At 69.7% G+C, this 7,555-nt stretch carries 9 protein-coding genes and 1 pseudogene; 3 read left to right on the forward strand and 7 right to left on the reverse strand.

Annotated elements, in window-relative coordinates; genetic code table 11:
• Positions 1 to 207 precede the first annotated feature (207 nt).
• From ACFVYI_RS39485 to ACFVYI_RS39510, 6 genes are all read right to left on the reverse strand, one after another.
• Complete coding sequence (locus ACFVYI_RS39485; RefSeq protein WP_387894557.1) at positions 208 to 399, reverse strand: hypothetical protein; 192 nt, start codon at positions 397 to 399, stop codon at positions 208 to 210.
• 406 nt (positions 400 to 805) lie between these two features.
• Positions 806 to 1,534, reverse strand: a complete 729-nt coding sequence (locus ACFVYI_RS39490; RefSeq protein ID WP_387894559.1) for a hypothetical protein — start codon at positions 1,532 to 1,534, stop codon at positions 806 to 808.
• Positions 1,531 to 2,118, reverse strand: coding sequence for an RNA polymerase sigma factor (locus ACFVYI_RS39495; RefSeq protein ID WP_387894560.1), 588 nt, complete (start codon positions 2,116 to 2,118; stop codon positions 1,531 to 1,533). The genes ACFVYI_RS39490 and ACFVYI_RS39495 overlap by 4 nt, the downstream gene beginning before the upstream one ends.
• The gene (locus tag ACFVYI_RS39500; RefSeq protein WP_387894562.1) at positions 2,115 to 2,309 is read right to left on the reverse strand and encodes a hypothetical protein; all 195 of its coding nucleotides are present in this window, start codon (positions 2,307 to 2,309) and stop codon (positions 2,115 to 2,117) included. Before ACFVYI_RS39500 ends, ACFVYI_RS39495 begins: the two co-directional genes overlap by 4 nt.
• A gap of 419 nt (positions 2,310 to 2,728) precedes the next feature.
• Complete coding sequence (locus ACFVYI_RS39505; RefSeq protein ID WP_387894564.1) at positions 2,729 to 3,499, reverse strand: hypothetical protein; 771 nt, start codon at positions 3,497 to 3,499, stop codon at positions 2,729 to 2,731.
• Positions 3,496 to 4,143, reverse strand: coding sequence for a hypothetical protein (locus ACFVYI_RS39510; RefSeq protein WP_387894566.1), 648 nt, complete (start codon positions 4,141 to 4,143; stop codon positions 3,496 to 3,498). Before ACFVYI_RS39510 ends, ACFVYI_RS39505 begins: the two co-directional genes overlap by 4 nt.
• A gap of 118 nt (positions 4,144 to 4,261) precedes the next feature.
• Here ACFVYI_RS39510 and ACFVYI_RS39515 point away from each other — a divergent pair, with 118 nt between their 5' ends.
• Together ACFVYI_RS39515 and ACFVYI_RS39520 are read left to right on the forward strand one after the other, a co-directional pair.
• Positions 4,262 to 4,684, forward strand: a complete 423-nt coding sequence (locus ACFVYI_RS39515; RefSeq protein WP_387894567.1) for a hypothetical protein — start codon at positions 4,262 to 4,264, stop codon at positions 4,682 to 4,684.
• A 223-nt stretch (positions 4,685 to 4,907) separates the two neighbouring features.
• Complete coding sequence (locus tag ACFVYI_RS39520) at positions 4,908 to 5,198, forward strand: hypothetical protein (RefSeq protein WP_387894569.1); 291 nt, start codon at positions 4,908 to 4,910, stop codon at positions 5,196 to 5,198.
• 19 nt (positions 5,199 to 5,217) lie between these two features.
• Here the strand turns inward: ACFVYI_RS39520 and ACFVYI_RS39525 are convergent.
• A pseudogene (locus ACFVYI_RS39525) lies at positions 5,218 to 6,221 on the reverse strand (IS5 family transposase).
• An 854-nt stretch (positions 6,222 to 7,075) separates the two neighbouring features.
• Between ACFVYI_RS39525 and ACFVYI_RS39530 the strand changes: the two are divergent.
• Positions 7,076 to 7,417, forward strand: coding sequence for a ricin-type beta-trefoil lectin domain protein (locus ACFVYI_RS39530; RefSeq protein WP_387894571.1), 342 nt, complete (start codon positions 7,076 to 7,078; stop codon positions 7,415 to 7,417).
• The last annotated feature ends 138 nt before the right edge of the window (positions 7,418 to 7,555 follow it).

The following is a 7,555-nucleotide window of genomic DNA, read 5'->3' on the forward strand; positions in this document are numbered from 1 at the left end:
GGGGGGGGGGGGCCCCCGCTAACACCCCCCGCGGCCCCCGCGCCCCCCCGCCCCCCTCCCACTGCCCCCCCACCCCCCCGCCCCCCCGCCCCCCCCGCCCGTCCCCCGCCCCCCCGCGGCCCCCCCCGGGGCCCGGGCGGGGGGGCGCGGGGTTGTTCGGGGGGGGGCCCCGCGGCCCCGGCCCCCCCCCCGACTTGTCCGGAGGGCTCAGTTTCTACGTAGGTACGGCACGACCAGGGTGGCGACGGCGGCGCCCGCGCCGATCGGGGCAGCCACCGGCGGGTACAAGGCCACGACCGCGGTGGCCGCGGTCACGGCCGCGATGGTGAGCACCATGCGCAGTCCGCGGCGGCGGAGTGTCGGTTTGCCGGTGTCGTTCGGGAGGGGACGCGTCTTCATCCGGGGTGCCTTTCAGTTCTTGGTCGGGCGATCGGCAGGTGGGCAGGCCGAATCGATTCGCCCGGGTCGGGTGGTGGCCGGCTTCGGCATCGCTGACGCCACGCACATGTGCTCTGGAGGCACCATGGCTACCGGGTGAGACCCGTGCCCGGCGATAGGCCATCAGCCTCTTGACCTGCGGGGATGGTGGCATCGGCGATGTGCCGCGCGAGGCACGTGGTTCACTGCGGCCGATTCGCGGCGGGGACAGCTTCGGGAGGCTCAGCGGACGGTCCCGGGCCGGTCTGGGAGGACGTTCTTCGGCGTCGGTTCCTCGCGCCGGGCCGCCGGGTCCGCCCGAAGCGGCGATGAAGCGGGACGGTTGCCGAGGGTGGTGGTGCCCCGGCCAGGGCACCACCACCGGGCTCTACCGCAGTGCCAGCTCCTGGGGAAGGCCTTCGGGTTCGGCGAGGAACTGCTCAAGCTGCGAGTTGTGGGTGACCGTGACCGCGAGGTTACGGGCGGGCTCCGTACCCGCGCGGACCGGCCGGGGCAGATGGTGGTTCGGGTTGAAGCCGACCAGCCGGGCGTAGGTGCGCCAGACCCGCGCGTCGGTGGGCGTGCCGAGGGCCGCGTGGTGCACGGCCAGGCAGTGGGCGGCGAGTCCGTCGCCGGCCCCGGCCGCGAAGCCCCACCAGTACAGCGCGCTGTCGGTGCGGTCGAGGGCGTAGAGGAGGCAGGCGAAGGTGCGGGCGCCGGCGTCGTCGTAGTCGTCGGCGAAGTCGGCGAGGGTGGTGATCTGGTCGGACCGCAGGACGTCCTCGCACAGCCGGTTCAACTCACCCACCAGGTCCGCGCTCGCCCGCGGCCGGCCGGGCAGCAGGCCCGGCTGCACGACCCCGCGCAGCACCACCCGGCGGCGCCGGCGGCGAAGGCTGCGCCTGGTCGGGCGGGGCGGACGGGGCGGGCGCAGCGGGGCCGGTCGGGCGGCGGGGGGTTCGGTGCGTGTCGCCCAGTCCGGTTCGGGGGTGGGGTTGGTGTTCTCTTCCGCGATGCGTTGGGCGAGGCGGCGGGTGAAGGCTTCGGTGTCGTGGTCCGCGTACTCGCGTTCGAGGCGTTCGGCTTCTGCCGCGAGGGATCCCTCGAAGGTCGTCACGGTGTGCTCCCTTCGCCCTGGTGGGGGCGGTCGAGCCTGGCTTTGAGGAAGCGCATCCCCATCCAGGTCTCGTTCTTGGCTTTGCTGGAGTTGATGTCGAGGAGGACGGCGATCTCGTCGTGTGACATGCCGACCAGGTGGCGCAGGCGCACGCAGGCGGCCTGGACCGGTGAGTGCGTTTCGAGTTCGTCCAGGGCCTGGTCGAGCTGCTCGTAGTCGGCGAGGCGGTTGAACTGGGCGAGGTCGGCGCTGGGGTGGTGGACGGGGGTGTCCCGGGCGAGGATTCGGGCGGCGTGCTCGGCCTTGGCCTGGCGGGTCTGGTCGCGCCAGTAGTCGATGATCAGGCGCTGGAGGATGTAGAAGGTGAAGGCGATGGGGTTCTCGTGGGCGAGGATCCGGTCCCACTTGCGGTGGATGATGACGGCCGCGCGGATGACCACGTCCTCGGCGTCCTCCCGGCTGCGCAGCCGGGTTTCGGCGTACTTGAGGTACTTCTTCTGCCATGCGATGAAGAAGCCTTCGAAGTCCCGGGGAAGGGCCGCGACCGGGTCAGGGCCGGTCTGCTGGTCCCAGGAGTCGTTCACCAGGTCTCCGCGGAGGTGTGGGGAGCCGGCGGCGCGGGCTCCGGGGTTGAGAGCTCGGTGCCGTACGGGGTGTGCGGCTGCGAGTCGTGCACGTCAGGCTCCGCGTTGATGCGGGGAGCGGGCCGGTGGCCCGCCCTGGCCTGCGAGGCGGTGCGAGCGGTGGCGCGTGGGGCGCGGGTGCTCGCGGTCATCCTGGGTCCGCTGGCAGTCGCCGGCGTGGTCCAGGGCGTGTGGTGCCCCACAAGGCACTCCTTCCGATGAACAGGTGCGAGGGGCCCGGTGTGTTCGATCCGGGCGGAACTTGAGTTCCATCCCTTCAACCGTTCGGAGGAACGCGATTGTCAGAGGATCCGGGCAGCATATTTAGCGGAATGTGATCGTCCGATGACTAGGCGTGCCCTGACCAGCGACCTTTCCAGCACCCTGTGATGCACATCACGCCAAAGACCGGTGGCCAAGAGGTGTCAATCGAACAAAAGTTGGGTAAGCCTTGCCTTCCATGTTCCGGTGCTGCTAACAAGCCGCCCGCAGGACACGTCGCGGCCGTCCCACCAGGGGCTTGGCATCGAACGACGCTCACTCACCCCGCCGGACCCAGGCCTTCCACCGGCTAACCGGTCACGGCGACGCCGGCACCATCGACGACACCGCCACCGACGATCCCCTCGGCCACGGCGACCCCGCCGTACGGACCAGGCAGCAACAGATCGACGGCACGCGTACGGGCCGCCGCGCCACGACCGCTCGCCACGACACGCACCTCACGCCCCGCCAGCTGTCCGTGACCTTCCCCCAACCCGAACCACCTCCGAGAGCTCACCTCCAGGCGCAGCTGGGCCCCGGGCCAGGGGCCTGGGGTGATCAGGACGGTGCCGGTGCGGCGCAGGTGGGCGGCGAGCCGGTCGACGGCGCGGGGGGCCAGGCCGGTGGGACTGCCCGCGATGACCACCGGGCACGCGGCCGCGAGCGCGGTGACCACCTCCGCGAAGTGGTCACCAGGGAAGTCGACCACGACCAGGCGGGCCAGGTCGATGCCGTAGCCGGCGGCCGCGGCGAGCCCGAGGTCGGGGAGGCCGACGGCGGCGGTCCAGGCGTAGCGGTCCGCGGTCGCCGGCCCGGCCGCGAGGGCCAGGAGCAGGCTCATGTCGGCGGCCTCGGTGACCGTGCCCTTGGCCAGGCCGCCGTGCAGCAGCAGCCGGGCGAGTGGTTCGAGGACCGGCAGGACGGTGGCCTGGGCCTGGCGGGCACGGGTCTGCGGGGACGTTTGTTCCAGCAAGTCGGCGAGCCGGCCCCGACGCTCGGCAGCGAGATCGGCAACGGGCACGGGGGCGGGGACGGGGACGGGGACGGGGACGGGGGCGGGGACGGGGGCCAGATTCACGCGGACTCCCCCGGGGTGGCCGGCGCGATGGACGCGACGGGCCTGTCCGCCTCGGCGTCGGCCGCCGGCTCGGACCGCGGCAGCGGGCGCAGGGAAATGCCGTCGGCGATCACCCAGGCGGCCGCCTTGTCCTCGCCCCAGCGGACGTGTGCGATCCAGGGCATCTGTGGTGCCGGGCGCCGGCGGGCGGTGACCAGGACCGAACGCCACGCGCCTTCCGCGCGGAGCCAGGCCAGGCGCCAGCACCGGTCGGCCGGGTCGGTGCCGGCCGGGCCGGCGAGCTCGGCCGGCACGCGCACCGCGTCCCGCCACGTCCCGAGGTAGGGGGCGGCGGCCGGGGCCGGGTCGGCGGGCTCGGGCAGCGGGCGGATCCGGTCCCTGTCGAACAGGAACCACCCCCACGAACCAGTGGCTTCCGGGCCCCAGGTGACGTGGACGACCCACACCGCGCTGCCCGGTGGGCGACGCCACACCGTGAGCATCCCGGCGAGCCACCGGCCACCGAGACGGATCTCGACCAGGCGCCACCGGCGCTCGTCCCGGTAGAAGCCCGGCAGCGTCATCAGCTCCCGCGGCGCCCGCTGGGCGTCGCCCGGCCGCTCGGGTGAGCGGACAGGGGTGGAGAGCGGGACGGAATCGGTCATAGAACTATTGTTCGATAAGCTACCGGAGTGATCAAACGTCAGCTAACGGCCGTCCCGGGACCTGCCCGGACCCGCGGCCGGTAGCGTGGCGCCGAACCCCGCCCCGAAGGACACCCCCATGCGCCCTGCCCGTGTCCAGCACCTGCTCCTCGACGCCGCGGCCGCGCTGCCCGGAGCCTCGGCGCGGACCTTCGCCGACGCCGGGCACGAGCGGCATCCTTTCGGTGTCGTCGTCGACGCGGACGGCCGCACGTCACGGTGGCAGGTCGCCGTCGTGAACGCCCCGGGCGAGACCTGGGGCGCCGAGGACGATCCGGTCCCGGTCCTGGGCGAGAAGCCGCCGGCGATGGAGATCCCGACCCTCACGAACGACCTCGCCACCGTCGAGCGGGCCCTCATCGCCCAGCTGCTCGCGACGGACCCGGGCCAGATCGCCTCCGTGGAGCTCTACTCCTCCCTGCCCAAACCGCCGGCCGTCGGGTACGGAGCGACCATCGCCTTCCACGACGGATCCCGCGCCTTCATCAACCACGCCCGCTGACCGGCCGGGTGGCCGCCTCGCACCCGGCGTGCGCCCACGCGCTCTCCCGGGGCTCGGGGTCCGGCCGCCCGGGTGCCGGCGGGTCGAGTCGCCGTACGAGGTAGGCCTCCTCGCCCACGGCCACGATGAGCAGGCGGCGCTCACTACCTGTTTCTGATCCCCAAAGCAGCAGGTCAACCGTACGGACGCCCGATTAAGAGAGCGGGGCACCACCATTCAGGGGATGACCATCGCGCGTCCAGCTACTGCGTACCGGCAATCCCCCTACCGTGGCCGCGTGACTTCAGCAGCCGAGTTTGTCCAGTTGTCGATGAGCTGTACGGCCTCCGGTTGGTTCTTGGGTGTGGGTGCCTTCATCGCGCTCGGTGCAATCAGTGGCATTGCCTCGGGGGAGGGGATTTTTGGGGAGGAGATCGACCACCTTGCTGGCTGCTTGGGCATTGCCCTTGTCCTGATTGCCGGTTGCGCGCTGGCAGGCGTTGGCATCAACTCGTTTCTTGACGGCTGCCATTAGGACACGTATTTGGTCGTGATCAAGGGATGGTCTTGGTGAGGTCCTTGATCCAGAGAGTTGCGCCACGGAGGTGGAGGCCGGCGAGGTAGCTTTCCGGGGTCTTGTCATACCGGGTGGCGATGCCTCGCCATGCCTTCAGCTTGTTGATCAGGCGCTCGACGGTGTTGCGCTCCTTGTAGAGCTCGGCGTCGTGAATGACGGGCCGGCCGCCCGGGCGGCCCTCCTTCTTCCGGTTGGCGCTCTGGTCCTTCTTCTCCGGGATGACCGCCTTGATATGGCGCTTGCGCAGGTGGGCACGGTTGCCGCGGGACGAGTAGGCCCTGTTCCCGGCTACCGCGTCCGGCCGGGTCCGGGGACGGCCGACGGGCCCGCGAACCCGGACCTTCTTCAGTACGGGGATGAACTGCGGGCTGTCCGCGGCCTGGCCCTCGGTCAGGATGAAAGCCAGCGGGCGGCACTTTCGGTCGCCGACGCAATGGACCTTGCTGGTCTGCCCGCCCCTGGAGCGTCCGAGCAGGGCTGCCTTCAGCCGGAGCTTGCGCCGACGCCGGATGCGTCGCCGTTCTTCCCGTTTCGGGTCGCCTGGGGCGTCCCGCCCGTCTTGTTCCTCCGGGCCTCCCCCTTTTGTCGGGCCTTCTCCGCCTCCTCGGTGGCCTTCTCCAGGGCGGCCATGGTGTCGGAGTCGAGGTGCATCCCGGCGGCGTCGTGGTGAGCCCGCACGGTGGTGGAGTCCACGCCGACCAGGGACAGGTCCACCTCGCCACGCTTCGCGGCTTCCGCGATCAGGCCCTCCATCAGGGCTTCGAAGACGCCGGCGTCCCTCCACTGCCGGAACCGATTGGAGACGGTCGACCAAGCACCGAACTCCGTCGGCATCTCCCGCCACTGCCCGCCCGTCCGGAATCGCCAGATCACGCCCTCGAACTGCTGCCGCAGCCGCTCCGGGTACGGGCCGTACTCGCCGATCGGCAAGTACGGCTCGATCAACACCCACTCAGCATCCGTCAGTTGCGCTCGCGTCACGCACCACGGTCTACCGGATCAGGACCCGCCGCGAAGATGAATCGCGCAGATTGATCACGACCGAATACGTGCCCTGGTTGACATATTCGTACAAGGGCGGTGCTCACAGCCTCTGCGTTGGTGTCGCCTGATTATCGGGAGCATGAATCTAAAGCTGGATCTTCGTCGTAGGTTGCTCGTTGGTCGTGGGGCGGCGAAGGAGCGGGCGGTCATGGCGTTACGTGGTGGGCGGCGACGTCGGCTGTCCGGTGGTCGGATGCGCAAGGGCTTGAGGACCACGCCGCGCACGCCCGCGAATGCGGCGGAGTCGCATTCCAGCCCCACTGGGTCGTACTTGCCAGGTCGGCAGCGGGAGTTTTCTTGATGAAAGGGCCTGGAAATGCCACAGGTGTGGAAGATCGAGCTGCGCACAACGATCCGGTGTGACCATCGTGGCGAAATTGAACCTGCGTCCGATATGAAGACCTATGTCGGACCTGGGTGAAATCTCGAAAATGCACTGCCATATGACATTTCATCTGCGTTCGCACTCTCTGGCGCCAATTAGTCGCGGTGGTGAAATTGTACCCATTTGGCGCCGCTGGAGATCATTTTCGAAATCCTCAAAGAATTTAGCTCAACTGGATACCTGTGAGCGCGTTCTCCAGTTAGCCTTTTGCATGTCGGGAAAGCAGTCGGCTCTTCCGAAATAGTCATCGTCTATCGGAATGGGGTATTCCGTGCTCCTTCGTTCAGCAAAGATCGTATCCGCGCTCGCCCTGGCGATCGGTGCCGTCGGTGCCGGTTCGGTGTCCCCGGCTTCCGCGGCAGCTGCCCCGAGCATCGACTCTGGCAGTGCCCAAACCGGGGCTTTCATGATCCAAAACATGGCCACAGGGAAGTGCCTGACCGCCACCAATGCGGGCACTGACTTCGCCGAGGTGCTGGTCTTCGGGTGTGACCGCACCAACGGGTCGCAGTGGTGGGGCAACTACGGGTTCAGGCTGATGCAGATGAGCTATAGCAACTGTCTGGTCAACCGGAACGGCCAGCCCGGCACCGAGGTCTGCGGCAGCTCGAACAACGGGAACTGGATGTACGGGTCGAACCCTTCCACTCTCTCGTCCTTTGCGGGCGGCTATCTCACCACCGGGGGTTACTACACCTGGCTGGGCGCCATCCAGGGCGATTACACCCAGTGGAAACGGGTCTACTGACCAGCCCAGGCCGGGCGGCCGAAATGAATTTCGGCCGCCCCGCCGCGAGGGCGGGGGTAGGGGCGGGGTCAATATGTGGGGTTGGCCCACGGGGTGGGGGCGGATCCCAGTCTCTTATAAACAAATGACGCGGCCGAC

It is taken from the genome of Kitasatospora sp. NPDC058218 (assembly GCF_042882445.1).
Taxonomy (GTDB): domain Bacteria; phylum Actinomycetota; class Actinomycetes; order Streptomycetales; family Streptomycetaceae; genus Kitasatospora.